The organism is Nonomuraea purpurea (assembly GCF_042650645.1).
In the GTDB taxonomy this organism is placed as follows: Bacteria; Actinomycetota; Actinomycetes; order Streptosporangiales; family Streptosporangiaceae; genus Nonomuraea; species Nonomuraea purpurea.
Genome location: NZ_JBHSBI010000002.1, coordinates 357,462 through 383,252, shown reverse-complemented (window position 1 = coordinate 383,252; position 25,791 = coordinate 357,462). Strand labels below are relative to the sequence as shown.

Sequence of the window (25,791 nt, the reverse complement as noted above, 5' to 3'; positions counted from 1 at the left end):
TTCCGGTACCAGCCCCCGGCCGCCCATCAGATGTCAAACTTTCTAGACATGAAGTCAAGCATTTGCTACTTTCGAGATGTCAAAGATTCTGTACATCGAGGAGCCGACCATGACACTCGAGGAGAAACGGGCCTGGATCCGGCTGGTGGTGACCGTCGCCGCGTACAGCGGATACGTGGTCGTCGTGTTAGGCCGGGCCGGCGAGCGGCCGCTGGCCGAGGTGCCCTATGCCGCGGCGCTGCTGTGGAGCGTGGGGACAGCCATCGTCGCCGCGATGGTGGCCGAGGTCATAGCCGCTGCGGTGAAACCGAAGGCGTCCCTGGTCAAGGACGTGCGGGACCGAGAGATCGGACGGCTGGGTGATCACGTCGGCCACTCGTTCGTGGCGATCGGCGCACTCGCGGCGATGTTCATGGCGATGGCCGGGTGGGAGCGGTTCTGGATGGCCAACGCGATCTACCTGGGCTTCGTGCTGTCGTCGGTCCTGGGCAATGTCACCAAGGTCATCGCGTACCGCGGGAGCTTTCCTCAGTGGTGAAGCCGACCCGTGTGACCAACCGCATCCGTGCACTCCGTTTCGCACATGACGAGATGACCCAGGCCGAACTGGCCGAGCGCCTCGGCGTGACCCGGCAGACCGTCATCGCCATCGAGCAAGGCCGGTACTCGCCATCCCTGGAGACGGCCTTCCAGATCGCACGCGTGTTCAAGGTCCCGCTCGATGAAGTATTCCAATACCCCGACCCCCAGGAGGGGACAAAATGAAAGCGATCGTTCAGGACATGTACGGTTCGACCGATGTGCTCCAGTTACGCGAGGTAGACCAGCCGTCGATCGGGGCGGACCAGGTGCTGGTCCAGGTGCGTGCCGCCGGTGTCGACCCGGGCGTGTGGGTCTGCATGACTGGTCGGCCTTACGGCGCGCGTGTCGCGTTCGGGCTGACAAGGCCCAGGGTGGCGGTGCGAGGCCGGGCGATGGCCGGGGTTGTGGCGGCGGTCGGCGCCGGCGTGAGCCGCTTCCAGCTCGGTGATGAGGTGTATGGCACCAGCGCGTGCGGCACGTTCGCCGAGTATACGGCCGCCTCCTGCAAACGGCTCGCCCTCAAGCCGCCCAGACTGTCGTTCGAGCAGGCCGCTGCGGTGCCCATCTCCGGGGTGACTGCGCTGGAGTGCGTCCGCGACGGCGGCCGGGTACAGGCAGGGCAGAAGGTGATGGTCATCGGCGCGGCCGGTGGCATCGGGTCGTTCGCCGTGCAGATCGCCAAGGCGTTCGGCGCAAGTGTGACCGGCGTGTGCAGCACCGGCAAGGTGGAGCTGGTGCGGTCGCTCGGCGCTGAGGATGTGATCGACTACACCCATGCGGAGGTTGACCGCGACGGGCCACGCTACGACGTGGTCATCGACACCGCAGGGTGCCGGCCGCTGTCGCTGCTGCGACGTGCCCTGACCCCGCGTGGGACGCTGGTGCTGGCCGGCGGCGGGCATGACGCCGGCGGACTGCTCGGTGGCTACACCCGCCAGATGCGCGCACCCCTGGTGTCGATGTTCACCAGCCAGCACCTGCGCGGCCTGGCTTCCAAAGAACGTGCCCAGGAATTGGAGGAACTGGGGCGACTGATCGAATCCGGCACGGTCACCCCGGTCGTCGACCGCACCTACCCCCTCGCCGATGCCCCCGACGCCATCCGTTACCTGGCCGAAGGCCACCCGGCCGGGAAGATCATCATCACTCTGGGATCAATGGCCGACCAGATGCCCTGTGACTGACGGCGGCCGTGACGTCTCGGCCTGGGGACGAATCGAGCGCCTGGCCGACACTGGTGACGGCGTCCAAGTCCCGGCGTTTTGTCACTTGGATCAGTCACGCAGAATCTGGCCCGTGGGCTGGGGCTGCTGCCACACGTCACGGCCGCTGCTCCACAGCTCGGCGGCGTGATAGGCGAACCGGTCGAACAACCCGTCGTCCTGGAACCGCCGCAGGTGCAGCATCGGTGAGTCGTGACCGACAAGCCTGGCCAGGTGGGGCGTGACGAGCATCTCCGAATCGAACCGGAACACGCTCATGGCGATGTGCTCGTCGCCGTACCGGGCCTCGACTCCGGGGACGTCTCGTAGCTGCTCGATCTCCGACAGAGTGATCCGGATGCGCGTGGAGACGGTCAGCGGGACGTTCTCCACCTCCTCTCGGCGGCGAGTGACGTCGTCCTCCGGGTCACCGACAAGAAACCGGATCTTGCAGCCCTGCTGCGCTTTCCGCTTGAGGACTTTCGCGAGATTCGGGTGTTCCAACCAAAGGAAGTAGTTCGTGTAACCTGCGAACACGATCTCATTACGCGCGGTGTTGATGAGGTTACGCCAAATCGATTTCGGGCATGCGGAACGATACGGATAAACGGTCAAGACTTCCTTATCCGGCCCCGTTTTCACCGTATTGCGAATTGCGTCTGGCCATAGCATGGCTGTCTCAACTCCTAGCGCCTCTGCGGCGGCCCATTGGTGTCGCATGTGCGGAACGCGCGTTTCGTCCTGCAACCAGCGTTCCACCGTCTTGACGTCCACGCCACATCGGTCAGCCAAGTTCTGGTTCGTGACCTGCGCGTTCAGCATCGCACTGCGTAGGGGGACGTTGGCCACGGTACACCTCAGAGGTGGAGGACGTCAGGGACGTTTTGAGCGTAACGCCATAACGTCCTGGACGTCTAAATAATGCGGTGGGTTCGTCACTCTTCAGCAAGCACGCTGATCACATGTCCACGCCGGCAATTCTCGAAGACCTCCAGAAGGCTTTTCCTGGTTGGCGCATTTGGCGTAGTTCGGCAGGACGCCTGTGGGCAACTCGAAACGGACGACGCCTATCACAGCAGGAGGTAGATGACGGTCTCTGCCAGACAATCGACGCCGACGACGTCGCCCAACTCGCCGAGCGGTTGAAGGAGCAGGAAGCAGCGGAGCAGGCATTGTGAACACTCCTTCCTCCCGACCGGAGAAGCACGCTGCCGATGCCCTGGCAGCGGCTCTCGCCGCCCAGGGCGTCTCCGCAGACGTGCATGATGGCTACGGCTTGAGCCTGGTGTCCGTATGGATCGGACTCGTGGTCTGGTGCGACGGCGAGTGGTACTGGTGGCGGGCGGGCTGGGATGACCGGCGCAAGCAGGTGTTGTACGCCCGTCATCCGACCATCGAGCCATCGCGGGCCGCACGGCGGATCGCCTTCTGTTACGCCGATCTCCGAAGGCGACATCCACTCTCAGGGGCGATCGGCGATGTTGCTTGCCCGGGAGCGGTGGAAGCGGGCAACACATGAACGATCTACGGCCATCGTTGTCCACCTGGTCTGGGCGATAGTCACTCAGCTCAGACGATCATCCAGCCAGCACCACACCGCCCCCCGCGACGTCCCCCGCGCAGAAACCGGCACAGCGGCAAGCACAAAGCTCGCGCAGAAGGGCTCCGGCCGCCGGGCCGCACCAACCGGAAAAAGGAAGGGCCATCGCCCTCGGTGACCTGTAGCCCCGAACCTCCGGTTCCGACCCGCTTTGGGAGTTATTCACTCGGAGCCCGTTTCCACGATCGGGATAGCAGGGTCGGCGATCACGCGACTTGTGCGCGGGCCGTCCTTAGCATGGATGGGTGGGCACGATAGGCGAACGTATCCGCAGCGTCCGGAAGCGCCGGGGCCTGACCCAGCAGGGCCTCGCCGACCTTGCCGGTGTATCCGCCTCGCTCATTCGAAAGTTGGAGCAGGACGCGCGGAGAGACGTGCGACTGGAGACGCTACGGAAGATCGCTGTGGCTCTCAAGGTGCCGACGACCTCGTTCATGGCCCAACACGACTCCGAATCGGCGGATGAGAGGACGCGCGACCTGTGGGCGCCGGTACGGCGGGCGCTGTACGGCCTCGACAGTCCGCCCTCAGAGGCGCCGACCCGAGAGGGCCTCGGCTCCGCCTTGGAAGCGTCGATGCCGCTGTGGAAGCAGGATCGCTATTCGCAGGTCGCGACGATGCTGCCGAGGATGCTCCGGGACGCCGACACGCTCGTAACGGCGGACCTGTCGGCGCGTCACGTACGAGGCAGATTGCTGCACCTCGTTGGCTGGCTCATGACCCAGACGCGCCAATTCGACGAAGCCGAGTTCGCGCTGTCACGAGCCATGGACGACATGAACGACCCCCTGGACGCTGCGGCGACGATCAGCACCCATTGCTGGCTTCTCCTACGTCAGGGTCAACTCAACGAAGCCCGCCAGATGGCTACGCACTGGGCCGACGATGTGGAGCCGCGTATCTCTCGTGCGACACCGCACCAGTTGTCCGCCTGGGGTTGGCTGCTGCTTCGCTCCTCAGCCGCTGCCATCCGTGACAACCGGCCCGGCGAGGCCGACGACACGATCCGTCTTGCGCGAACCGCGGCCGTCGCCATGGGAGGCGACCTGACGCCGGATGAGGACTTCCTGCGCACCTTTGGCCCGATCACCGTCGCCATGAAGCGCGTCGAGAACGCCATGGTCGAGGACCGGCCGGACAAGGTCATCCAGCTTTCGCAGACCATTCCGGTCACCGACCTGCGCCCCACCTCCAACAACCGGAACCGCCATCTCCTCGATGTGGCCGAGGCCCTCCGTCGAATGCACCGGCACGGCGAAGCCTTCGAGATCTTGCAAGGCGTCCGGCATGATGCCCCAGAGTGGATGACGAACCAGCGATACGCCCGAGACATCCTCAAGGGAATCATCGGCAAGCGACGCACTCTCACCGGCGAAATGCGCAACCTCGCCGATTTTGTGCGACTCGAATATTGAGCTGTGACACCGCTTGTGTTACTTCCCTTTCCAGCCGTTAGGAAGTGACACGAAATCGCACTTCCATGCCTGTTACGCCTGCTCGTAGCGTTGCAGCATGCATACGGCCATCGCGGGCTTCCGCCCCGTGAACACACGAAGTAAAACGCCCACGACTCCGTCACAAGCCGCCGAAAGATTGAGCGGTGAATTGGCGGCCCTTGGAATCCGAGCTGATGCCCACGAGGGATATGGACTCGCCCTGGTTTCTGTGTGGGTCGAACTGGTCGTCTGGACTGACGGCCGATGCTACCGCTGGTGGTCGGGGCGCAAATCCCCACACACGCAACGGTGGATCTACGCGTTCGGTCCAGTCGAGGACCCGGTAATCACCGCTCGCCGGATCGCCCTCCGCTACAAGGATCTCCGCCAGAACCACCCGTTGTCGGCTCTGATGGGAAGCAGTTCATGACCTTTCCGGACGAATGCCCGAGTCCGCATGTACCTCTGCCTCAGCGGGGTCACATGAAGTTGGTCTGGCACCCGCCGTTCTGCGGCGTGGGCCGCGTCCGCATTCTGGCGTGGACCTGCGAATGCCGGGCGACCTTCTATGAGCTGTGCCAGGCCGGCGGCCAAGCCTTCATCCGGAGCACGCTCCAGCGTGAACCCGACAATGAGATCAAGGAGACCCACCGCTGGCCACTCCGCCAGGCCTGCGACGTATGGGCTGCTCTGCTGAGCGGCGAAGCACGGTAGGTCCAATTTAGGCAGAGTGACATGATGCAATCGGGCAGACCGGTCACTCGGCGAGGTTCGTCCGGCTATGGTCTCGATCATGAAAAGGGTGTTCGGCTGGGTCTTCATCGTGGTTGCGAGTCTCTTAGCATTGGCTGGCCTTGCCGCCACGCCTCTGCTCTCCGAAGCCTGGGAGCACGGGAGGATTTGCGAGGAGAATTTCGACAGCATCGAAACCGCCCTGACATCGTTCAATGTCCTGGACGCCGCCCCAGCCGATGCCACTCCGAACGGCGAGCGTGATCGTTCATGTACTGACACGGATGACCACCATGCCAGCATTAGCCGCTCTTACCGTCCTGCAGGGCAGCACGGCTCACGCGAGCACGTTGAGTCCTTCTACCGAGACCTTGCCTTACACAACGGCTGGGAGCTCCTCTCTGTTGGGCACTCTGCTGACGGGCCTACGTGCATGGTAAAAGAGGTCGATGGCACAGAGGTCCATCTCGAAGTTTGGTTCGACCCCGAATCGGAGGACACCTCGTACATGGTGAGCGCGTCCACCTGGCCCTGCTGAAGAACTCAACAGCCGACTCCGATAGCTGCGCCGTCGTCCCACCCAAAGGGTGGCGGGGCTGCCCGGGTGCGCGCTTGGTGTCACGGCCGTGATGGAGCGGAGGCGGCCCCGCGACCGGGACTCCGACGCAGTTTCGTGTCTTTGCTCTCGGATCATGACATCGAATCTTCCCCATGGTTGATGGGGCGTGGCCGTTCAGGATGTCACTCACGCCCCGTTTCCAAGATCGGAGACAGGCGTTTTCCGCTGGTGGGCGGTGCTGGGTTCGAACCAGTGACCCCCTCGCTTGTAAGTCAATCCGGGTGGGGGCTGGAGCGACCATCACCCCATATCGGTTGCGACTATTCCACCATCGATATAGCGACCAAGTCACTGCTGTGGTGGCGACCAAATCACCACGACATGTCATGATGGAGAGCATGGTCACCACCCCGCTCGGGCGCTTGATCCACCGTCACGCGGAGCAAATGGTCACGGACGCCCTGGCCGACACGCGCGTCGTCCTGGTCAACGGCGCACGACAGTCGGGCAAAAGCACGCTGGTCCGGCGGCTCGCCAAAGCAGACGGCACCGAGTGGCGCGACCTCGACGATCCACTGACCCTGCAGGCTGCGTTGAGCGACCCCAGCGGCTTCGTCGACTTTCCTGAGCCCATGGTCATCGATGAGATCCAGCGTGCTCCGGAACTACTGCTCGCCATCAAATCTCAGGTGGACGCCGATCCGAGACCCGGCAGATACCTGCTCACCGGCTCCTCCCGGCTACTCGCCCTACGCGGTCTGCCGGACACCCTGCCCGGACGGATGGAAACCATCGAACTGTGGCCTTTCGCGCAGGGCGAGATCGACGGCCGTCCTGATGCCTTCGTCGACGCGGTGTTCACGCACGGCCCGACCCTCCGGCACACCTCCCGGCTCACCCGGGCCGACTATGCAGACCGCCTGGTCCGCGGCGGCTACCCCGAAGCTGTCGCCCGCACCAACCCTCGACGCAGGCAACGCTTCTTCGACTCCTATGTCGGTGATCTGATCAACCGTGACGTGATGCAGCTGTCGGAGATCGAACGTACTGCGGAACTACGCACGTTGGTCAGGTCCCTGGCGGCCAGATCCGGCCAACTCCTCGTCGTTCAGGCGCTGGGCCGTGACCTCGGCCTGCCCGGCACCACCACCGCCAGATTTCTGGCACTGCTGGAAGAAGTCTTCCTGATCAAACGCATCCCCGCCTGGTCGAAGAACATCAGCAGCCGGGCCGTACACACCCCCAAGGTCACCTTTGTCGACTCGGGAGTGGCAGCGAACCTGCTGGGCGTCGACGCCCACAGCCTCCTCCGGCCCGGTTCCGCATTCGGGCCGCTGCTGGAGGGCTTCGTCCTGATGGAACTGGCCCGGCAGGTGACCTGGGCGGACACCTTGGTCGACCTGTACCACTACCGGACCAAGGACAAGGTGGAGGTGGACGCCGTCCTGGAGAGCCGCCAGGGCCGGGTTGTGGGCATCAAGGTCAAGGCCGCCTCCACCGTACGACCGGACGACTTCAAGGGACTCCGCCACCTTGCGGAACGGGTGGGCCCCGACTTCGTCGCCGGTCTGGTCCTGCACACCGGCACGCAGACATTCTCCTTCGGCGACCGAATGCTGGCCGTCCCGGTCGGCGTCCTGTGGGAGGCAACGACCACGACCTAGCCGGCCGCCACTCGATATACCACCGGACCCCCACGAGCCCTGGAACCAGGTGGGCGGTACTGGGTTCGAACCAGTGACCCCTCGCTTGTAAGGAGCCATGATCCCTTGGCCGTACGTCTGGACCCGCACCACCCCACCCCTATGTTGGGGTGTCTGCCATAGTCGCAACCCGCCAACGCCCACCAGCGCCAACTGACGGCCCGTTTGCTTTCGGGTATGTAGATGTGCTTGCCTGAATCCAGAAATTTTCTACCGGTGCCTAGGGGCAACCCGAACACCACATCCTAAGGCCGCCCAAATGGGCGGCCTTAGCGCTATCTTTACCCGGTGCAGCTCTGCTACCTCGACGAGTCCGGTGGCTGCGAGTCCCCCGACATGGTGACCCCTACACACCCCTTAGCGAAGTACCGCTGTTCTCCGCCAGCGACAACCACGCCGGGCTCCAGATCGCCGATCTACTTGCAACCACGCTGGTATTCCCTATGGCTGCATGGGCATATTGCCCTCGGCGGCCCGGCAATCCTCACTCATCAGGGCTCTACGCCAACGTGCAGGCGGACTTCGGTGCCCGGCTCCGAACCCTGCAGTATCGCTACCGCGACGAGACGGGGAAGTGGCGTGGAGGTCTCGTCGTCAGCGACCCCGTGTCCAAAAAGCCCGGCTCCTGGCTCTTCGGATCTCAATAGCGCCGGTCGCTCAAGCTTCCCTGGCGTTGTGTGGACGCGCTACGCCTGGTGAGGGAGGATCTCGCGCAGGAGAGGCTCCGGGCGTCCCCACACGTTGAGGGTATCTCGCGACGTTCACCGGCTACGGATGGCCGCTTCGATCCGTAGAGCCAGCCCCGTGAGCGCAACGAGCATGAAGACACTGAGTATCTGCCACGCCGGCTCACCATCGCCGATCACGAGTGCCCCGCCACATAGTGCCCCGCCGAGAACAAGAAGCACAGTGCCATACGTGCTGATCGTTTCGATCTCATCGTGATCGCCGCTTGGCTTCTTATGCAGTACGGGTTCATCGGATTCAGCCACGGCGGAGAGCATTCCATGTTGATCCCCAATGCGGAAGCCTCCGCCCGCTCGCGCCGGTCATCAACTCCCCGGCGCGCTGCTCCGCGATCACCTCGACCGGTTCACCACCCCAGAGGCCGACAATCGCTGCCAGCTCCGGCGCGAGCCTAAGGGATCTCATGCAGCGCATGGGACATGACTCGGTCCGGGCCGCGCTCATCTACCAGCACAGCACGGCGGAGGCTGATCGGAAGATCGCCGATGCGATGAATTCCAAGATCGCGCAGGACGCTGATGGATCTTCGGAGGAACCCTCCGGCGCTGGCTAACGGCACGTTAATGGCACGAAGCCCCGTTTCCATGATCGGAGACGGGGCTCTTTCCGCAGGTGGGCGGTACTGGGTTCGAACCAGTGACCCCTCGCTTGTAAGGACCGTCCGGGGATTTGAGCCACCAGGGACGACCTATATCCACGCAGGTCAACCCCGGTGTTGAGGTGCGTTCGGAAGCGTTCGCGAGCGCTCAGCGGGAGACGTCGTCTCCCAGATCTCTCCCACCCTCCACACCAACCAGCCACCCGTCCGCCAGGCGTCACCACTCGCCACAACAGCGAGTGGTCACCACCCGTTTAGGGGCCTCCGTCACGCATCGCCTTCTTCAAGCCTCCTAAGACGTTCATGTCGCGGCAACACGAACGTCCCTTTTCCGGAGATCGCCCTCAAATATCCCTCATCCTTCAGTTTGCCGAGAACCTTCCTCACTGTCCCCCGAGCAACGCCAAACTCCTGCTCCAGGTGAGTGATAGATGGAATGGGGTTCCTTGCCTTATATTCGCCGGTTTCAATCCGCTTGCGCAAAATGTCGTACATCTGCTCCCACACCGTCTCATCCGGTGCCCAATCGATCATGAGCCGACCGTAGGAGGGCATGCCCGTGCCTACTCCAGTGAGACAGGGCATGGCAGGGCATGACCTTGTGTGCCCTGGTGATGCGTGTACACCCGCGACGGCGTTGAAGCGTCTCCTCTCGCCGAAACCATTCGTCTCAGGAGACACCCCATGCGCTTACGCATCCTCGTTGCCTTCGCCGCGCTGTTCGGAACGTTCCTCATCGCCACCCCCGCCGAGGCTGCGGCCACCTACCGCGGCGACAGCGACCACGTCCAGCGCATACGCGCGACCACCACGCCCGGCATCGCGAAAATCACCCACACCGGAGACGGCTACTTCTCCGTCTGGGGATTGGACCGCTCCGGCAAGCAGCAGCAGCTCCTCGCCAACCGCGTCGGCGCCTACAAGGGAACCGCCGTCTACAACGCTGGCACCGGAAACGGGCTCGCCGCCCTCAAGATCGGCGCTGACGGTCCGTGGACCATCCAGCTCCTCCCGCTCAGCAAGGCGCGCTCCTGGTCCGCCACCACCTCCGGCGGCACCGACGACGTGCTGCGCCTCTCCAGGCCGAGCCGCGGCTTCCACACGCTGCGCATCCGCCACACCGGCGACGGCTACTTCTCGGTGTGGGCGCTCGACGGCCGAGGCCGGCGCAGCAACCTGCTCGCCAACAAGGTCGGCGCCTACAAGGGCAGCGTCTCTCTACCGGCCGGCACCCAGTATGCGGTGATCGGCTCCGACGGCCCTTGGTCGATCGTCCGGCGATAGCTTCGAATCCGAAGCCGCCCTCGCTAGTCAGACAATCACTCCTGGCGGTGGTGTTACCTCCGCCGCCGGGTTGGTGATTCTTACACCAGGCTCGTCTCGCCAGCATTCCCAGCAGGACTGCTATCCGCCTACTGTTGGGAGACGTGTAGGGCCTCCTGTCCGCTCGGCCGTGGCGCGGTGTGCGACAGGAGGCCCTATCCCCTAGAAGGGGCGCCGCGGGTCGAGCAGCTCCCACAGAATCCACAACGCCAGCCGCGCTGCGGCCAGTGCCGTCTGAATCCGTCGGTGCTTCTCGTCCCGGTGCGGGTCGTCGGCCACAAGGCCTCCCCTGTCGACCGCGCCGGACCGTCCGGCGCCGATCAGGTTGCGACGTCCCGCTCGCCCATGATGGTGCCTACAGACCCATCCGCGCATGCGCTGGTTTATGCACTCGGCGTTGTACTTCGCACTTTCGGTAGAGCAGACATCCTCCAAGGGGGATGATCCTCAACCCACCGCCCGTCCCGGCGCACGCTCACTCCGTGGGCGGGTTCGAGGCCACGAACGTGCCGACGCCACGGACGGAGTAGGCGAAGCCCTGTTCCCGCATCCGGGTGAGCACCTTCTGGGCCGTGTTGGGTGCGATGCCGAACTCTTCGACGAGCTGGTGCTGTGACGGCAGTTGCGTGTCGGGCGGGTAGACGCCGTCCGCGATCCGCTCCTTGAGCACCTCAGCCACCTGGACCCACTTGGGCGCGTTGGGCCGCCATTCGATCATCACCCGACCGTACGCATCCACACTTACCTGCAGAAACTCACGCAGTACCGTGGCCGACCATGGTTAAGCATGGTTATCTTGGCTACTGTTGCAGGCACCTAGACGTGAGTCGGGCCCGGCCGAAGGCGTTCGCGCGCCAGGACGGGCCCTTGACCGGACGCGGGAGGTCCGACCCATGCACACCCTAAGCGGGCGTGGCGACAATGAGTAGCCAGCCCTCCTCCGCTCCAGTCCCGGAGATCCCCGAGTGCACGGTTGAGCGTGGCTCCGATGGGCGCCTGCACCTCACCCACGAGTCCGGTCGTACGGCCACCGCCCACAGCGAACGCGGGGCGAAGCTCGTCGGCATGGCGCTGTGCCTGCTCGCGCAGCACTCCGACCCCCAGCCGCCGGGCATGCGGCCCGTCCACCTGGAATGGAACCACGACGAGCCCACACTCCGGACAGGCGAACTGCCGTGAGCGCCCCTCCGTGGGAGGAGTACGGCCTTCCCCAGCCGCCTACAGGCGAGTTCGCGATCGACGTCGACTCCGCCGGTGACTGGTGGCTGCTGCGGAGTGGACAGCGGCGCCGCAACCCGTGGAGGCCCCAAGACCCGTGGGATGTGCTCGTGGCGTTCGACCTGATGTATCTCCTCAACGACGACAAGGGCAAAACGCCGATCGAGGGCGAGTTCCTGAGGGCTGCCCGCCGGGTCAAGATCCCGATCGACGCGTTGCGCTGGGACCTGCGAAAGCAGTCCACCCACCTGTGGATACGCAAGCTGCTCATCAGGTGAAACCAGGCTCCCCCGGATGCGTCACCGCCGGAGGGAGGGCGGCCCGCTGCTCGTGGAGGGGGGAGCGGGGCCGCCCGAAAACGTCAGCCCCGCCGTAGCTGCGCTCACGGCGGGGCTGACGTTTGGAGAAGCTCACCACTCCGGCCTGCTGGTCAGACCCAGGTGATCCGAACGATGTAGACCAGGCGACGCTCCTCCATGACGAAGTACGTGACGAGTCCGAAGTCGCCGAACGGCATGGTCAGCATGTTCCCGGCGGGGTTGTTCGATGGTGGCGTGCCGCTCCAGGGTGTCATCTCCAGGACGGCGCGCAACTCCATGAGCGCGGCAAGCGCCTCGGTCGGCAGCGCGTCGCGTTGTTTCTCCGCCGGCGGGTCGAAGTCGACGACGTACACCGGGGCCTGCTACTTACCGCGTTCGATGCGTTCGCGCATCTGAGCGTCGAGGGAGTCATCCCACCGCACCGCGCCAGGAGGGCGTTCTCCGCGCTCGTAGTACTCCATGGCGCGTTCCCCAGCCCGGATGGTCTCGGCGTACTCCTCCGGGTCGGCCTTGTGGTAGGCGGTCCACCACCAGTTTTGCTGGAAGGCGAGGACGGGGGCCAGGTCGTAGTTGAGCTTCGCTGTGTCGAGGGCGTGCCAGTACTCGCGGTCGAAGAGGGCATGATCCTCGGGCGGCAGCGATGCCCGGATGTTCTTCGGGCTGCGATCCGCATACAGCGACTCCCGGATCTCCTCCGGCGCCCTATGACGATCATGCGGCTGAGCGGTCATCGGCTGCTCCTCTCCCCCATATCTGCGACAGTAGCGCGCCCGCCGTGTGCCGTCCTCACTTCCGTCCGTACGACGCCACGATCTCGTACCACCATGCGTCTGGTGAGATTTCGAGAGCAGCGGCGGCGAGCGCCTTGCCTGATTCCGTGCTTACGGCGTCGACCATGGTGTCGATCCACGGTTGTGCTTGCTGGTTGCCCTGCCCAACGTATTCACGCGCCTGTAGCAGGCATTCAAGCTTGTCAGCGTCCTTTGCGCAGCGAGCCTCCAAGGTCGCCTTGCCCTCGAACTCGGCGATGACGTGCTGGATGCGTTCAGCAAGCTGGGGCGGCATCTGGGCGGTCTGATCTTTGGTGATCTGCTCCGCACCGGCCTGGGTGAGGTACCGCTTCCCCGTTGAGGGGATGTCTCCGACTCGCGTCTCGGGCAAGTCGTGGAAGAGGCACAGGGTTGCGGTGCGCTCTGGGTTGGCTCCCTCCATGACGGCAATCACGTAGCCGACGATGGCAGCCCGGAAGCTGTGCTCTGCCACCGACTCCGGGTTCTTGACGCCAGCGATCCACCACCCCTGCCTCGCCGATCTCTTGAGGTGGCCGGCCTCGTACAAAAAGGGGACGACGTCGCGGGCATCAGTCATGGTTGCTCCTGTGTAGTCCGGCAGCCATTTTGGCTGCGAAGTGAACGTTCTCCAGGTCGCGGCGAATCTTCGGGGGAAGCCCAACAGGCAGGTCGAGGAGGTTGGAGGCCCGCCGATCGAGCCTCGCCGCCAGTTCGCGGTTCTCCATGAGAAGAGTTGGGCGCCGCTCAACAAGCGTGCGAGAGGCTCGGATGGAGAGACTCAGGTACGGCACGCCGCGTGCCAGGCCGTCGGCCAGGTGCCGCAGAAGGACGCCTCCTTGCCACGCGCCGAGGTCGTCGGCCATGAACTGGTCCGACCCCGCGACGCCCGCTGTCTCTTCTACCCAGTACGACCAGTAGTTGAGGTTCGCGGACTCGCGCAGGTCGTCCGCCAGGTGGCTGTCGATGAAGTCGTGTAAAAGGCTTGGGTCTCCTTGGCACGCTCGTGCCACAGCGATGGATCGCATGAGCGGCCACGCGGGGGTCCACTCGTACCCGGGCCGCCCGTGGTGGCGCAGCTCGCGGCGCTCCATGCTGAGGAGCCAGTCCTCCGATTCAGGGTCCCAGGCGACCATGTAGTACGCCTGACGGCGGAGCAGCATCGCGGATGCGTTCTCCCCGGCAGCGGACTCCGCCGCGTTGCGCAGGACCTCGAAGAAGCGCCGCCGATCTGCTGAAGGAAGAAGCGGCTGCGGAGGCTTGGTTATGTGCTTGGTGACGAGGGGCGGCGGACGGTCCGTACAAACCCAAGCGAGCAGATCACTCCATGCTCTGGTTGCAACCCAACTACCGAGGTAGGCGGCGTCACTGGCGTCGAGAGCGTGGGCGATGAACAGATCGGCATCCATGGCCGTGTCGAGTCGCTGCACCAGCTCGGCCGGAGCGCCCAATTGGGTCAGGCGTCGCCGGAGCCCGTAGAGAGTCCTGCCGGACGCGTTGATGAGTGGCCGCCGCCCGGTCTCCCAGCCTTTGATCGTGTTGGTGTCTACGCCGACAGACTCGGCGAGACGCTCCTGAGTGCTTCCGATGATCTCGCGTAGGGTCCGCAGCATGACGCCGGCGATGATGCCACCGGATCGAGGTGAACTGGCGGTACCTGTGTTTCCCGTTCCTCTGCTCATGGTTGTGGCCGCAGCCTTCCAAACGTGTACTGCTGGTGTCTCCAGATGGTGAAGGAGTTTCTCTAGCGTCGAAGCTATGAGTCCGGCAGAGCACCGGGAGATCGCTGGCGCGATCAGTCTCCTGTCAACCCGTCTTCAGGAGTTCGAGCGCCGGTTCCGCCTTCTTGAACACCGTGTGGACGCTCTGGAGAAGAGCGTAGGCGAGCCTCCAGCTCTTGGACTCGGTGTTCCAGCCTCTCGAAGTGCTGCCCAAGGGCGTCCATCTGTGCCGACAGCCCCCTGAGGTACCCCTGTATTTCGAGCACCTCTGGAGATGGTTCAGGATCTCCAGGCACTTTCAGGACGAACGTCCCCTTTGTGGACTGTGTATGGACTAGTCCCTCATCGACTAGCACGCGCACCGCTGCCCTGGCCGTGTTAATGGCCACGCCGTACCGCTCGGCCAGGATGGGCAGCGCAGGCAGCTTCATGCCGACCACGAGTTCACCCTGGCGAATCTGTTCGCGGACGTCGTCGGCGATCTGCGTGAACGCGGGCCGCGGGTCCGGCATCTGATGCACGTCTGCCACCCCCTCAGGTTAGAGGGCTTGTGCCATCACACACCAGCATCTATGCCTAAACCTATTGACTCTATTAATAGTAGCTGCTTGAGTTAATGCTATGCAGAGCACGGAGTCCATCGAGGACATCGAGAGTGTGACGTGTTCCTGCGCTACGGCGCGGTTCATGCCTGTGAAGGAAGCCGTGATCTTGCTTCCTGTCTCCAAGGCGTACCTCTATGCCGGTCTCCGCGCAGGCAGATTCCCCGGCACCAGCTTCGGGCGAGTACGTGCACTCCTCCGGACCTTCGTTGAGGAGTTCATCGCGCGAGTCGAAGCTGGCGAGCTGATCGATTTCGAGATCTACGCCGCCGATTGGCGCGCGAGAAACAGCGCGGAGGCTTCGGCCTAATGCGCGCGATCCACCCGGACATGCTGAGGGCGGCCCGCTCCCGCCAAGGCTCAGGCCGCCCGCGTGTCCTCCAGACCGGAAAGCATGGAAGGACTCGCCAATCATGACACAACCGGCCCCAGCCACTGTCACCGTTGCGGTTGACCAGTTGCGGTCAATCCAGAAGCAGGCGTTCGATCTCTCCGTCAGGGTGGCTCTCGTCCTCGAGGAGTGCGGGATCGATCTGACCCGCCCCACCGCGTCGACCATCCCTTCCGACGCCGACGTCTTCAGCCTCGACGCCCTCCGTGCTCGCCGTCAGGCGGTGCAGCGATGACGACGCGCACCCCCGCCGAGATCCAGGCGGCCATCGCGGACCTGCACAGCCGTATGACGCACCAGCCCTCCCCCCGTGGCTTTCTGGACTGTCCACGGTTCGACACGAGCGTCTGCACCAACCCGTCCTGCTCTAACCGCCGCTGCTCCTGCTCTCAGGGGGGCCAGGGATGACCAGCGTCGAGACCGAACTCCGCCGCATCGAGCGGGACGCCCTCGCCACAGCGAGGGCTCGCCTCGCAGCGGCGGAGGACCTGCTCGACATCATGAACGACGAGCTGGCCGAGCACCTGGCCACCTGGGACCGCTTCTGCGACTGGGTGGACGAGCTGACCGGGCGTCCGGAAGGCGAGCACCCCATGACCGGCCCGGCCGCCGTACTGACCCGCTCTGCGGCAGCCGGGCCCACCGCCCACTCACACAGACCTGACAACCCGAAAGGACCCCCGACCATGCCGTTCCGTGACGCCGACGGACGCGAATGGGCCTCCACCGCTGAGGGCCGCGACCTCGAGATCCACGTCGCCTCGTTCAACCTGCAGAAGAACGTCGCCAGGATCACCAGCGACCCCACCGTCCAACGCGACTACCGCGAAGCCTGCGACGAATCCGAGCTCGGCGAGGACGTCGCCAAGGCGCTCCGCATCGAGAACTACGGCCGACCCCTCGACCGCCGCTGACCCCCTACTCCCCGTCCAGGGGCCCGGCCCACACCCAGGCCGCCGTCCGCCCCTGGACGGGGGCACCACCAGCCCGACCACGAAACGGACCCACGCCATGAAGCCGCCCTTCACCGTCTCCCCCGATGAGGCGGTCCCCAGCCCGGCCGTCCCCGAAGACGTCCGCAGACCGTTGCTGGCCCTCGCCGCGCAAGGCGTCACCACCGACGCCGCCGCAACGGAGCTCGGCCTGACCGCCCGCGAGGCGATGCGGTACCTGCAGCTACTGCGCGTCTCGGGACACCTCACCCTCCGGCCGACCGAGGACGGGCGAGGCGCGGAGTGGTGGAAGACGACCAAGACCCGCAGGAGCTCCTGATGAACTGGACCAACTACCTTCCCCCTGAATGGGTCGTGTGGACCATCGTCGGAGTCTGCTCCGTCATCGTCACCTGGTTCACCAGCCGAGCCGCCCTCGACGGCATCCGACACGCCGCCCTCGCACTGCGGCGACGAAGCGGCGACAAGAGCGGCAAGACCGCCGACCGCCGACCGCTCGAGCTCGAAGACATCCTCACATGGGTCATGGCCGGGATAGCCACCGCCGTCTCCGCGTCCGGCATGTGGAAGTTCGCCGGCGACGTCCTCAAACTTGAAGGCTTCTGGCGTGTCCTGTTCTTCGCGTTCATCGAAGGCGCGATCGTCATCTCCGCGCTCCGCGCTCGCCGGAGCATGCGCGAGAACTACACCGCCGGCCTGGACGGCATCGCAGTGTGGGCGCTGGCCGCGCTTACCGCGATCCTGGCCAGCCTCGACACGCAACAGCCCCAGGAAGCCATATTCCGCCTTGCGGCCCCGCTGGTCGCCGCGTGGCTGTGGGAACGCGGGATGCGCCTGGAGCGCCGCAAGCTTCGCGGTCTGTCTGGCATCAACTGGCGGGTCACTCCGGAGCGGGTGCTGGTGTGGCTGGGTTTGGCTGAAGTGCGCGACCGCAGCGCCGCCCAGGTGGATGCCCACCGCAGGCTGACCAGGGTCGCGCTGGCCGCCAAGCGGGCCAAGGCGCTGCGCGATGGCGGGGCATCCGACCGCAAGGTGCGCGCCGCGCTGGCCAAGCTCGACAAGGCCATGGACGCCGCAGTCGAGCACACCGGGCTCCCTCGGGACGCTGCTATGCAGGAGGCGCTGCTCGACCAGATCACGTCCCTGTACGGCGGAGCGTCCCTGCTGGACCTGCCCGACTCACCGCCCTGGCGGCAGCTCGATCACCGGGCCATTACCGGCAAGACGCGATTGAGCGAGACCGCCCGGCTCGTCGAGGAGACCGAGAAGCTCAGTGCCGCGGTCCTCGCCGGACGCGACCCCGACTCTGCGGCGACGATCGAAATGCTCGCCTCGATGCTGATGGGGCGGCGCATACCGACACCAGGTAGCGCCACCAAAGATCAGGTGTCGCCCTCGGTGGCGGATCTAGTGGCGGGCCGGGTGTCGCTCCGGGCAGTCCCAAGCCCTCCCACCGACACCCGCAACGACACCCGGACCGACACCTCCCGTCCGGTGTCGGCCAAGGTGTCGCCAGAGGTGTCCGACGAAGAGGTCGATGCGATCATCGCAGCCCTCCGCGACGAGGAAAGCGACACAGGCGACGACACCGATAGCGACACTGAGACCGCCACCGTAGGCGCCACCGAGGCGATGCGCCGCCACTTCGACGCGGAGATCGCCAAGGGGCGCGTCCCAAGTGGGCCAGAACTGGCCGATGTGGGCAAGTGCGGCGAGTCCTATGGCCGTCGGAAGCGCAAGGACTGGCTCGACGAACTGGATGGCCGGACACGCCGGCGGCTGGTGGGCCCAAAGCGGGTGACGGCATGAGACCTCAAGACTTGTGGACACTCTTTCCGGCGACTGCCCTCCTCGGCTTCGCCGGTTGGGTCGCGCTGATGGTCGAGACCGGCGACGTGGCCGCCGTCATCCTGTTCGTGACCGTCTTCCTGGGAGCGGTTTGGCGGGCCTGCCGGAAGTATCACGAGGTCTGCCGCGACATCGCTGAGCGCGAAGAACTGCGGCAACGCTCGGAATGGATGTCCGAATGACCTGGCACGAGCGCCTCCTCGAATACGTCGCCCTCGCTGTGCTCGTTCTGGCCGCTGTGGCGATCGCCTTCTGTGCCGATCCCGTGGCCAGCCTGCGCACCAGGTTGTGGACGACGCGCTGCCGCTGGATCTGGGCGGCCCGCGACACCACCTCCACGTTCACGATGCTCAGCCACACCGTCGCCCTCACCGAAACCCGGCGGACCGCGATCCGGCTGCTCAGAGACGTGATTGGAGACCTGTAGATGGCTGACTTCGTCGGGCGTGTCACCGAGTTCCAGGACGGCGAGCCCATCGCCACACCGCAGGCGCACGCCGACTACCTGGACAACGTGATCGAAATGCTGGAGCGGTGGGCGCTCATGGCCAGGCAGGACGCCGAAATCTCCGCAACCTGGCTGGCCAGGCGCAAACCGTTGAAAGGCCGCCGGGTCCCATGGGCGAAAAGAGTGTCCCTGTCGCGGCGGACGCGCGGGCATGGCCGCCAGGTCGGCGACGCGCTCATGGAGGCCGTCTCCCAGATGAAGAAGTGGCGGGACGTCAACCAGGACTTGGAAGAAGCCCACGGCAAGTACGAGAAGGAAAGGGAGAGCACGGATGGCCAGGTTGGTAAGGGTCAGCATCAGTCAGGCGGCTAGCGAGGTCTCCACCTCGCATTTCACGCGCAGCCACGCCTCCTACCGGGAGTATCTGGAGTACCAGCGGATGCTGATGATGGACATCGCTCTGCTGCTGCAGGAGGACGCCGGCCGAGCTGCCGACTGGCATCGAGAGCGCAGCGCCGGGCACGGACTCGGCCACTGGCTGCACAAGTTCTTCCTGTCGCTGTCGGTCCGCGGGCACGGCAAAAACGCGGCCGAGGCGTTGACGGAGGCGGCAAAGAGCGTCGTGCAGATGTCGCTGGTGCACGGCGAGTATGTGGCGGCCGAGGTGGCGCCGAAGTCGACTGCGTCCGCGACGGTCGGCCAGTCGGGCCGCTACCGGGTGGAGCGTGTGTGATGGGCCGCCGCTCGGAGGTCTACGACCAGGAGCATCTGGCCAGGATGTCTGGCGGGTGGTGGCGGATTCACGGCCTGCCGTTGGCTGCTCCGCTGATCGGCTGTGTCGTGTTCGCGCTGGTCGTTTTGGGGGCGCACGCGTTTGGCGGAGGCGACCCGGTTCTCACGCCGCTGCTGGCCATCCTTCTGCTGGTGATCGGCGTCGGTGTCACCTGGTTCATGGTGTCGAGCGCCGGTTCGCGTGACCATTTCCGGCTGGTGATGCTCGCGACCGGCGTCATTGGCACGATGAATCTCGTGCTGGGGCTGATCGTCGGCCCGCAGGTGTGGATGGTGTGGACCTACATTGTGTCGTCGCTGATCGTGTGGGCCGTGTGGGCGATCTGGCGCGGTTCGAAATACGCGGGCGCGGCATCTTCTGGTGGACCGCGTAACCAGATGCTGGAGATGCTCGAGGCCGCGCCGGTCGAGTTCTCCAAGCCGCGGGTCGATGATCGGGGTGTCATCCGTGCGAAGTGGGCGACCAAGCCGGGCGGCGTGTCCGATGACGCCCGCAACCTGGTGGCGCCGATGGCGGCGTACGCGCGGGCGGTGCCGGGCGGGTCAAATCTGACCACGCACCCGGACCGGGACGGGACCGGCGAGGTCGAGATCCCCACGCGCGACAACCTGAAGCGATCCATCCCGTGGCCTGGGCTTACGTCCGATCTCCTGGGGATCACGCCGGTGGATCCGTTCACAATCGGGGAGTATCAGACGGGCCCGGTGCGGGTGCAGATCGTCGGCGACGTTGAACGGGACCCGGACGCGCACGACGTCGGCCACGTCAAGATCGGCGGTGTGACCGGGTCTGGTAAAAGCACCGGCGCCCGATCGTTCCTGGGCTCGCTGATGGCGATGGGGCGCCTCAACATCGTGGGCGTTGACCTGTCCACCGAGTTGCAGATTTTCGGCCCTGTCGCCGGCGGCCTGACGTGGCTCATCACGGACGAGCAGGAGGCGCGGCTGTTCATGCAGCGCATCGAGCATGTCATGCGCGGCCGGAAGGCTCATCTGGCCAGGGAGGATCTGACGAGGTGGGCGCCGCGCTCGTCGCTGAATCTGCTCCTGGTGTGGTTCGAGGAGTCGAAGGCTCTCAGCAGGTTCACCAAGAACTACGTCACCTTCGTCAGCGACGCCCGCGCGGCTGGCATCTGGATCGTGTCGTCGACCCAGTCGTGGATCTATCGTGCTTTGTCTACGGACCTGCGGAAACAGCACCCGGATGCTATCTGTTTCGGCATGACGGAGTCGGATGACGTCGGGCAGGTTCTGCCGGATTCGGTGATCGAGGCGCTCGGGAAGCGGAACCTGCCGACGTGGGGCAAGTCGCGGCCTGGCTACTGCTACATATCGGGGATCGGCATCCCGGAGTTCCGCTGGCCGAAGATGCTGCGCATGTACAACTCGACGGGCGACCAGCTCCGGGAGGCGGTCGCGGTCGGTGAGCGTTTCCGGGACCCGATGGACCCGGTGACGGCGGAGCTGTTCGGCGAGTTGTTCTCTCGCCGCATCCGTTACAGCTTGGATGGGCGCCCGCTGCGGCCAGGCGAGCTGGCACACCAAGCACAGCGAAACGATCATGAAGCGCGCCATGTCGTGGAAGCCCTCGTCGGCGATGTCGACGACGGCGACCAGGAAGAGGCGGAGGCGCAGGCCGACGCACAGTACGCACAAGATCGACAGGAGATGCTCGGGCGACTCGCCGACGCCCGCCGCCGCAACCTCGGCGACCACGCCGAACCACACGACTTCGACGACATCGACCCGGAAGAGTCCATCGACACCGAAGTTGAGGACGATGGCGAGGAAGACGGCAGCGAGCCCTCCCCTACCCCGGCCGAGGCGCAGCGGATCTGGGACGAGCGCCTGGATGCGCTGTACCGGTCGGGCACCCGGCAGGTGACCACCGCCATGCTGACTGAGTGGCTGAGTGACGTGAAGCGTGAGCGCAGGTTCCTCTACCGGCAGACCGAGCGGTGGGAGTCCGATGGCATGAAGTGCATCGCCCCGAACCCGGCGGCGGACGGCTGGGATCTCATCGCGTCGCCTTTGGAACGGCAGCCCGGCCCGCCTCACGGGGTGTGACCGTGGCGGATGTGCGGCGCACGTCGGTGTGCGGGCGCCTCTTTCTCTTTAGGCGGGGGAGGGTGTGCGTAAGTTTCATAGCCGCATGACGGTCCTTACGCACATCGCCCGCACGAGATCATCGCACGTCCCGCACATCGACGCAGAGTAACCGCACGCCACCCGCACAAGATCAACGCACATGCCGCACACCACCGCGCACTCACACAGCGTGCCCGCACAACTCCACAACGCACCCGCACAGGGGGTGCCCAACCACCGGAGCCCACCATGACCACCGCCACCCAGACCATCAAACGACTCGCCCACACACGCCACCCACGCGAGCGCGCCACCCTCCTCTACGACCTCGAGCACAGGCTCACCGAGAACCCGGCGCAGGCGCGCCTCGTCGGCCTGATAGGCGACACCGAAGCCCTTCTCGATAGCCCCGCAACAGCCGAGCCCACACACGACGAAGACCCCGCCTGGGAAGACGACACCTGGTGGAGGCTCGCAGGCACCGCCAATCGGATAGAGCGGGCCGACCTGCTGGAGACCATCTGGCGTGACTGGGCGCTGGGCGAGTTCGGCGACGACGCCGACGTACTGCTGCAGATCGCCGAAACCGAGCGGGCCATCGCCGACGACGACCTCGACACCGCACTCGCCGACCTCCAGGAGTCGCTGCTCACGAAGCTGGAGGAGCGCTTCGACCCGGAGGCCAGGCTGGCTGACGTGTACGAGCGTGCCGGCCGAACGCCGCCCGCCGACAGCGGGCAGATCCGCGGCGAGGAGGCCGTACAGGAGGGCGCGCCAACGACCGCGGTCCGGGAGTCCACCTCCTTCCTCGCCAGAGTCGCCGGGATCGGCGCGGCGGTCCTCGTCGCGGTGGTGGCGTTCGGTTGCATCGCCGCGCCGGCCGCGCCGTTACCACTGAAGTTTGGGTGTGCCGTCGCGCTTGCGGTGGGCGTGCTGGGCTGGTTCGGCTGGATGTGGAGAGGGCTGGGCCGATGACAAGCCGACGCCGCACCCAGCCGACTCCGGCACGAAAGACCACGGCCAGGAAGTCCGCAACACGCCGCACGACCGCACCGCGCCGCCGGTCCAGCAACACCGATGTCGGGAAACTGGCGAGATCCGCCTACCGAGCTTTGGCACGCGGCATCGGCAACCTGGTCCGCGCCCTTGGCGGCCCCGAGGACGTCGACGAGGCGCGGCGCCATGACTCAGCCGCTCTCGCCCTCTTCCTCGCCGCCGCAGGCATGGTGGCCGTACAGGTCATCCCCGTGCAGTTCGCCGTCACGCCGCTGGCTGCCCTGTTCGGTACGGCGGGTTCACGCGTGCTGGCGCCGCTCCTGTTGGCCTGGATGGCGGTCAGGGTGTGGCGGCGGCCGGACGACCACCGGACCACGCTGCGCCGCGGCGTCGGCCTCACGCTCATCCTCGCCGCCGTGCTCGGCCTCGTCCATCTCGCCCACGGCACCCCAACCGTGGAGGGCAACGCCGCCGCCTGGCAGCACCTCGCAGACGCCGGCGGCCTGGTCGGGCTCGCCACCTCCTGGCCCGTCCTCTACGTGTGGGCGGCCGTTGTAGTCGCGCTGCTGCTCGTGATGACGGCGTGCGGTATGGCGCTGGTCGTCAGCCGCCCGCTGCCCTGGACAGCGACCGATCGGAAGCGTCCGGCGGCCAAAGGCAAGGAGGCGCCGCGTCGCACGAATGTCCGCTACAACCCGGCCCCCGAGCCAGAGGTGCAGGACGAGACCGCCGAGCTCGAGGAGACGGCCGAGGAGCCCCCCGCGCAGGAGTCTGCAGGGCCCACGCCTGCGCCCACATCCGACGCTGAAGAGCAGGCCGCGCCGAAACCCGCCCCCCAGCCAGAGACGCCGCCAGCGCCCCAAGAGGAGGCGAAACCTCAGCCTGTGCAGGAGCCGGAGAAGCCGAAGCCCGTCTACGAGCTGCCCGACCTCACCCCGCTGAAGAGCGGACCCGCGCCCAAGCAGCGCACCCGCTCGAACGCCACCGTCGCCGACGCGATCGGCCGCGTCCTCGAAAAGTTCGACATCGACGCGGAGGTGACCGGGCACGTGCGGGGCCCGCAGGTCACCCGCTACTACGTGGAACTCGGCGACGGGGTGAAGGTTGAAAAGGTTACGGGCCTGCTCAAGAACTTCCAGATGGCGTGCCGTAACGAGCACGTCCGGATGCTCGCCCCCGCCCCCGGCAAAGACGCCATCGGTGTAGAGGTTCCCAACCTGGAGCGCGATGTGGTGCGGCTCGGCGACATCCTCCGCTCCGCGGAGGCCAAAGCGCGCAAGCATCCGCTCACGGTCGGGCTCGGCAAGGACGTCGAGGGCCAGCCGATCGTGGGCAACCTGGCCAAGACGCCTCACCTGCTCGTCGCCGGCGCCACCGGCAGCGGCAAGTCGGTGTGCGTCAACGGACTCATCTGTTCGGTGTTGACCAGAGCCACGCCGAAAGAGGTTCGAATGCTGCTGATCGACCCGAAGCGGGTCGAGTTGGCCGCCTACCAGGGCATCCCTCATCTGATCACGCCGATCGTCACCAACCCGCGAAAGGCCGCCGAAGCTCTCGACTGGGTGGTCGGCGAGATGGAGCGCCGCTACGACGCCCTCTCCGTCCACGGGTTCAAGCACGTCGACGAGTTCAACAAGGCCGCCGGCTCGGGCAAGCTCAAGGCTGCTGACGGTACCTCAATCGAGCCGTACTCGTATCTGCTGGTGATCGTGGATGAGCTGGCGGACCTGATGATGGTCGCCGCCAAGGCGGTCGAGGACAGCATCATCCGGATCACCCAGTTGGCGCGGGCGTGCGGTATCCACATGGTGCTGGCCACGCAGCGGCCCGAGAAGAAGGTTGTCACCGGCCTCATCAAGGCGAACGTGCCGTCGCGGCTGGCGTTCGCAGTGGCGTCTCACCGCGACTCGATGATCATCCTGGATCAGACGGGCGCCGAAGATCTGATCGGCGAAGGCGACGGCCTGTACATGCCGATGGGGACGACGCAGCCCATCCGAATTCAGTCGCCGTTGGTCACCGAGTCGGAGATTGCCCAGATCGTCGCCCACTGCAAGCAGCAGGGCGCCACCGCCTACCACGACGTCACCCCGAGCGCAGAGCCTTCAAAGGAACCGATCGATGTCGACGACGACCTCGACCTGCTGATCCAGGCGGCCGAGCTGATCGTGACGACCCAGTTCGGCTCGACCTCGATGTTGCAGCGCAAGCTGCGGGTCGGGTTCGCCAAGGCAGGGCGGCTGATGGACCTGCTCGAAAGCCGCAACGTGGTCGGCCCGAGCGAGGGTTCCAAGGCGCGCGAAGTCATGGTGAGACCCGATGATCTGCCTGGTCTGCTGGCTGATCTGCGCGACTGCTAGATCACACAACCAACGCCCAAAGATGAGAGGGCCAATCGTGGCAAAGGTCACCATCCACACCAAGAACGGCGAAACCATCGAGATCGAGGCGTCTGCGGAAGACGAGGCGTTCTATGACGATCTCCCCTTCACCAGCGACAACGTGATGTCCACTCGGATCCGCGCTTGACCCACTGACGAGCCCCGGCCCCGCTTCCTCCCAGCGGGCCGGGGCTTTCGCATGGGATAGGGCAATCGATCCCGCTGGACCGCTACCCTAAATGTCCGCATTGTCTTAATTCATCCGCTTTGCGTACTCTGTTGGCGTGACATCCTGGCGAGGACCCCGAGGCATCGAAGTCGAGGTCATCCGACTCGATCGCAGAGAAGTCTTCAAGGTCACCAAGACAGGCCGTCACGGCCGATTCCTCCTCGGCTACTGCGCAACCATCGCCCAGGTCACACAGCATGTGGATCTCGCCGACCTGGTCGAGGTCATCCCTTTCCCCAGCTAGCGGTCGCTTTCAGCCGCAGCCTCAATCTCCTTGCGAGCCGCTTTGCGATCTTCGACCGTTTCCCAGTACGGATGCTCCTGGATTGCCACGGCCAGGCGGCGGCACTCCTCCTGAGCCGCTGCCCATTCCTCCCGCTGCTCATCCGCGGCAGCCTCGGCCTCTCCCGCGATCACGGCCGCGTACGCGGGCAGCGCTCGCCCGGCGGCGCTCAGCCGGTCCTGCGCGGACAGGAAATCGCGTCGCACCTGGATCAGGTCTTCTCGCAGTTCAGCGTCGGCCATGGTCGTCTC

The 25,791-nt window shown here is 65.5% G+C and carries 36 protein-coding genes; 26 read left to right on the top strand and 10 right to left on the bottom strand.

Annotated features, from left to right (window positions below; all coding sequences use genetic code 11):
• Positions 1-109 precede the first annotated feature (109 nt).
• Genes ACFOY2_RS05705 through ACFOY2_RS05695 form a run of 3 tightly spaced genes read left to right on the top strand, consistent with a single transcriptional unit; the run spans position 110 to position 1,766 of the window.
• Entirely contained in the window at positions 110-538 is a 429-nt protein-coding gene (locus ACFOY2_RS05705; protein ID WP_379526843.1) for a hypothetical protein, read from the top strand.
• Complete coding sequence (locus tag ACFOY2_RS05700) at positions 532-765, top strand: helix-turn-helix transcriptional regulator (protein WP_379526842.1); 234 nt, start codon at positions 532-534, stop codon at positions 763-765. Before ACFOY2_RS05705 ends, ACFOY2_RS05700 begins: the two co-directional genes overlap by 7 nt.
• A complete protein-coding gene (locus tag ACFOY2_RS05695; RefSeq protein WP_379526841.1) occupies positions 762-1,766 on the top strand; it encodes an NAD(P)-dependent alcohol dehydrogenase in 1,005 nt (334 codons plus the stop codon). The genes ACFOY2_RS05700 and ACFOY2_RS05695 overlap by 4 nt, the downstream gene beginning before the upstream one ends.
• A gap of 90 nt (positions 1,767-1,856) precedes the next feature.
• On the opposite strand, the gene ACFOY2_RS05690 is transcribed toward ACFOY2_RS05695, so the two are convergent.
• Positions 1,857-2,633 (bottom strand): hypothetical protein, encoded by a 777-nt coding sequence (locus ACFOY2_RS05690; protein ID WP_379526840.1) that lies wholly within the window; start codon positions 2,631-2,633, stop codon positions 1,857-1,859.
• Positions 2,634-2,746: 113 nt separating this feature from the next.
• On the opposite strand from ACFOY2_RS05690, the gene ACFOY2_RS05685 reads away from it, so the two are divergent.
• From ACFOY2_RS05685 to ACFOY2_RS05660, 6 genes are all read left to right on the top strand, one after another.
• Positions 2,747-2,962 carry a hypothetical protein gene (locus tag ACFOY2_RS05685; protein WP_379526839.1) on the top strand — a complete coding sequence of 72 codons (216 nt, stop codon included), beginning with the start codon at positions 2,747-2,749 and terminating at the stop codon, positions 2,960-2,962.
• Positions 2,959-3,303, top strand: a complete 345-nt coding sequence (locus tag ACFOY2_RS05680) for a hypothetical protein (protein ID WP_379526838.1) — start codon at positions 2,959-2,961, stop codon at positions 3,301-3,303. The genes ACFOY2_RS05685 and ACFOY2_RS05680 overlap by 4 nt, the downstream gene beginning before the upstream one ends.
• A gap of 326 nt (positions 3,304-3,629) precedes the next feature.
• On the top strand, positions 3,630-4,799 hold the full coding sequence (locus ACFOY2_RS05675; RefSeq protein WP_379526837.1) for a helix-turn-helix domain-containing protein: 1,170 nt from the start codon (positions 3,630-3,632) through the stop codon (positions 4,797-4,799).
• A gap of 504 nt (positions 4,800-5,303) precedes the next feature.
• A complete protein-coding gene (locus ACFOY2_RS05670) occupies positions 5,304-5,534 on the top strand; it encodes a hypothetical protein (protein ID WP_379526836.1) in 231 nt (76 codons plus the stop codon).
• Positions 5,535-5,613: 79 nt separating this feature from the next.
• Positions 5,614-6,090 (top strand): hypothetical protein, encoded by a 477-nt coding sequence (locus ACFOY2_RS05665; protein ID WP_379526835.1) that lies wholly within the window; start codon positions 5,614-5,616, stop codon positions 6,088-6,090.
• A gap of 419 nt (positions 6,091-6,509) precedes the next feature.
• Positions 6,510-7,775, top strand: a complete 1,266-nt coding sequence (locus ACFOY2_RS05660) for an ATP-binding protein (RefSeq protein ID WP_379526834.1) — start codon at positions 6,510-6,512, stop codon at positions 7,773-7,775.
• Between the two features lie 800 nt (positions 7,776-8,575).
• Here ACFOY2_RS05660 and ACFOY2_RS05655 read toward each other — a convergent pair.
• Together ACFOY2_RS05655 and ACFOY2_RS05650 are read right to left on the bottom strand one after the other, a co-directional pair.
• Positions 8,576-8,806, bottom strand: coding sequence for a hypothetical protein (locus ACFOY2_RS05655; protein WP_379526833.1), 231 nt, complete (start codon positions 8,804-8,806; stop codon positions 8,576-8,578).
• Positions 8,807-9,426: 620 nt separating this feature from the next.
• Positions 9,427-9,693 (bottom strand): GntR family transcriptional regulator, encoded by a 267-nt coding sequence (locus ACFOY2_RS05650; protein WP_379526832.1) that lies wholly within the window; start codon positions 9,691-9,693, stop codon positions 9,427-9,429.
• A gap of 150 nt (positions 9,694-9,843) precedes the next feature.
• On the opposite strand from ACFOY2_RS05650, the gene ACFOY2_RS05645 reads away from it, so the two are divergent.
• Positions 9,844-10,443 carry a hypothetical protein gene (locus tag ACFOY2_RS05645; protein ID WP_379526831.1) on the top strand — a complete coding sequence of 200 codons (600 nt, stop codon included), beginning with the start codon at positions 9,844-9,846 and terminating at the stop codon, positions 10,441-10,443.
• 514 nt (positions 10,444-10,957) lie between these two features.
• On the opposite strand, the gene ACFOY2_RS05640 is transcribed toward ACFOY2_RS05645, so the two are convergent.
• The gene (locus tag ACFOY2_RS05640) at positions 10,958-11,200 is read right to left on the bottom strand and encodes a GntR family transcriptional regulator (RefSeq protein ID WP_379526830.1); all 243 of its coding nucleotides are present in this window, start codon (positions 11,198-11,200) and stop codon (positions 10,958-10,960) included.
• A 194-nt stretch (positions 11,201-11,394) separates the two neighbouring features.
• On the opposite strand from ACFOY2_RS05640, the gene ACFOY2_RS05635 reads away from it, so the two are divergent.
• Together ACFOY2_RS05635 and ACFOY2_RS05630 are read left to right on the top strand one after the other, a co-directional pair.
• Entirely contained in the window at positions 11,395-11,661 is a 267-nt protein-coding gene (locus ACFOY2_RS05635; RefSeq protein ID WP_379526829.1) for a hypothetical protein, read from the top strand.
• Positions 11,658-11,978, top strand: coding sequence for a hypothetical protein (locus tag ACFOY2_RS05630; protein WP_379526828.1), 321 nt, complete (start codon positions 11,658-11,660; stop codon positions 11,976-11,978). The genes ACFOY2_RS05635 and ACFOY2_RS05630 overlap by 4 nt, the downstream gene beginning before the upstream one ends.
• 152 nt (positions 11,979-12,130) lie before the next feature.
• Here the strand turns inward: ACFOY2_RS05630 and ACFOY2_RS05625 are convergent, their stop codons facing one another.
• The 5 genes from ACFOY2_RS05625 to ACFOY2_RS05605 form a co-directional block, all read right to left on the bottom strand.
• Positions 12,131-12,373, bottom strand: a complete 243-nt coding sequence (locus ACFOY2_RS05625) for a type II toxin-antitoxin system RelE family toxin (protein WP_379526827.1) — start codon at positions 12,371-12,373, stop codon at positions 12,131-12,133.
• A 9-nt stretch (positions 12,374-12,382) separates the two neighbouring features.
• Positions 12,383-12,751, bottom strand: coding sequence for a DUF6247 family protein (locus ACFOY2_RS05620; protein ID WP_379526826.1), 369 nt, complete (start codon positions 12,749-12,751; stop codon positions 12,383-12,385).
• A gap of 55 nt (positions 12,752-12,806) precedes the next feature.
• Entirely contained in the window at positions 12,807-13,388 is a 582-nt protein-coding gene (locus ACFOY2_RS05615; RefSeq protein ID WP_379526825.1) for an HD domain-containing protein, read from the bottom strand.
• Complete coding sequence (locus tag ACFOY2_RS05610) at positions 13,381-14,421, bottom strand: helix-turn-helix transcriptional regulator (RefSeq protein WP_379526824.1); 1,041 nt, start codon at positions 14,419-14,421, stop codon at positions 13,381-13,383. Before ACFOY2_RS05610 ends, ACFOY2_RS05615 begins: the two co-directional genes overlap by 8 nt.
• A gap of 182 nt (positions 14,422-14,603) precedes the next feature.
• Positions 14,604-15,059, bottom strand: coding sequence for a GntR family transcriptional regulator (locus tag ACFOY2_RS05605; RefSeq protein ID WP_379526823.1), 456 nt, complete (start codon positions 15,057-15,059; stop codon positions 14,604-14,606).
• Positions 15,060-15,150: 91 nt separating this feature from the next.
• Here ACFOY2_RS05605 and ACFOY2_RS05600 point away from each other — a divergent pair, with 91 nt between their 5' ends.
• The 14 genes from ACFOY2_RS05600 (at position 15,151) to ACFOY2_RS05535 (ending at position 25,501) form a co-directional block, all read left to right on the top strand.
• A complete protein-coding gene (locus ACFOY2_RS05600) occupies positions 15,151-15,441 on the top strand; it encodes a hypothetical protein (protein ID WP_379526822.1) in 291 nt (96 codons plus the stop codon).
• Positions 15,442-15,544: 103 nt separating this feature from the next.
• Positions 15,545-15,757 carry a hypothetical protein gene (locus ACFOY2_RS05595; RefSeq protein WP_379526821.1) on the top strand — a complete coding sequence of 71 codons (213 nt, stop codon included), beginning with the start codon at positions 15,545-15,547 and terminating at the stop codon, positions 15,755-15,757.
• A 169-nt stretch (positions 15,758-15,926) separates the two neighbouring features.
• Positions 15,927-16,436: a hypothetical protein gene (locus ACFOY2_RS05590; RefSeq protein WP_379526820.1), complete on the top strand. Its 510-nt coding sequence runs from the start codon at positions 15,927-15,929 to the stop codon at positions 16,434-16,436.
• A 97-nt stretch (positions 16,437-16,533) separates the two neighbouring features.
• A complete protein-coding gene (locus ACFOY2_RS05585; protein WP_379526819.1) occupies positions 16,534-16,794 on the top strand; it encodes a hypothetical protein in 261 nt (86 codons plus the stop codon).
• A complete protein-coding gene (locus ACFOY2_RS05580; protein ID WP_379526818.1) occupies positions 16,794-18,284 on the top strand; it encodes a hypothetical protein in 1,491 nt (496 codons plus the stop codon). Before ACFOY2_RS05585 ends, ACFOY2_RS05580 begins: the two co-directional genes overlap by 1 nt.
• A gap of 68 nt (positions 18,285-18,352) precedes the next feature.
• The gene (locus ACFOY2_RS05575) at positions 18,353-18,505 is read left to right on the top strand and encodes a hypothetical protein (protein ID WP_379526817.1); all 153 of its coding nucleotides are present in this window, start codon (positions 18,353-18,355) and stop codon (positions 18,503-18,505) included.
• Entirely contained in the window at positions 18,502-18,750 is a 249-nt protein-coding gene (locus ACFOY2_RS05570) for a hypothetical protein (RefSeq protein WP_379526816.1), read from the top strand. Before ACFOY2_RS05575 ends, ACFOY2_RS05570 begins: the two co-directional genes overlap by 4 nt.
• Positions 18,751-19,143 (top strand): hypothetical protein, encoded by a 393-nt coding sequence (locus ACFOY2_RS05565; protein ID WP_379526815.1) that lies wholly within the window; start codon positions 18,751-18,753, stop codon positions 19,141-19,143. It abuts the gene before it with no gap.
• Positions 19,103-19,504: a hypothetical protein gene (locus tag ACFOY2_RS05560; protein ID WP_379526814.1), complete on the top strand. Its 402-nt coding sequence runs from the start codon at positions 19,103-19,105 to the stop codon at positions 19,502-19,504. The genes ACFOY2_RS05565 and ACFOY2_RS05560 overlap by 41 nt, the downstream gene beginning before the upstream one ends.
• A complete protein-coding gene (locus ACFOY2_RS05555) occupies positions 19,504-21,630 on the top strand; it encodes a Yip1 family protein (RefSeq protein WP_379527003.1) in 2,127 nt (708 codons plus the stop codon). Before ACFOY2_RS05560 ends, ACFOY2_RS05555 begins: the two co-directional genes overlap by 1 nt.
• Before the next feature lie 270 nt (positions 21,631-21,900).
• The gene (locus ACFOY2_RS05550; RefSeq protein WP_379526813.1) at positions 21,901-22,626 is read left to right on the top strand and encodes a hypothetical protein; all 726 of its coding nucleotides are present in this window, start codon (positions 21,901-21,903) and stop codon (positions 22,624-22,626) included.
• On the top strand, positions 22,623-25,007 hold the full coding sequence (locus ACFOY2_RS05545; protein ID WP_449290127.1) for a DNA translocase FtsK: 2,385 nt from the start codon (positions 22,623-22,625) through the stop codon (positions 25,005-25,007). Before ACFOY2_RS05550 ends, ACFOY2_RS05545 begins: the two co-directional genes overlap by 4 nt.
• A gap of 37 nt (positions 25,008-25,044) precedes the next feature.
• Positions 25,045-25,176, top strand: a complete 132-nt coding sequence (locus tag ACFOY2_RS05540; protein ID WP_379526811.1) for a hypothetical protein — start codon at positions 25,045-25,047, stop codon at positions 25,174-25,176.
• Between the two features lie 136 nt (positions 25,177-25,312).
• Positions 25,313-25,501 carry a transposase gene (locus ACFOY2_RS05535; RefSeq protein ID WP_379526810.1) on the top strand — a complete coding sequence of 63 codons (189 nt, stop codon included), beginning with the start codon at positions 25,313-25,315 and terminating at the stop codon, positions 25,499-25,501.
• Here ACFOY2_RS05535 and ACFOY2_RS05530 read toward each other — a convergent pair.
• Positions 25,498-25,782, bottom strand: coding sequence for a hypothetical protein (locus ACFOY2_RS05530; RefSeq protein ID WP_379526809.1), 285 nt, complete (start codon positions 25,780-25,782; stop codon positions 25,498-25,500). The genes ACFOY2_RS05535 and ACFOY2_RS05530 overlap by 4 nt on opposite strands.
• Between the last annotated feature and the right edge of the window lie 9 nt (positions 25,783-25,791).